Origin of the sequence: Micrococcus sp. GbtcB5, from assembly GCF_019091605.1 — a bacterium.
In the GTDB taxonomy this organism is placed as follows: domain Bacteria; phylum Actinomycetota; class Actinomycetes; order Actinomycetales; family Micrococcaceae; genus Micrococcus; species Micrococcus luteus.
Map to the genome: position 1 here is coordinate 1 of NZ_JAGXJK010000427.1, position 239 is coordinate 239.

Annotated in this window: 1 protein-coding gene; it reads left to right on the top strand. The window is 74.9% G+C overall.

Annotated features, from left to right (window positions below; translation table 11 throughout):
• A partial coding sequence (locus KVS67_RS12995) for a zinc-binding dehydrogenase (RefSeq protein WP_217565550.1) occupies positions 1-239 on the top strand: 239 nt, incomplete at both ends.

Genomic DNA, 239 nt, shown 5'->3' on the forward strand with positions numbered 1-239 from the left:
GCGTTGGCACCGCCGGCCTGTGGGCCGTCCTGGCAGCCAAGACCCACGGCGCGGAGCAGGTCATCGTGTTCTCCCGCCATGAGGATCGGGCCGCGCTCGCCCGGGAGTGCGGTGCCGACGTCGTGATCGCCGAGCGCGGCGAGGAGGGTGCCGCCCAGGTGCGCGAGCTCACCGGCGGCTCCGGCACGCACGGGGTGTGCGAGGCCGTCGGCCCGCAGGGCCCCATGGAACAAGCTCTG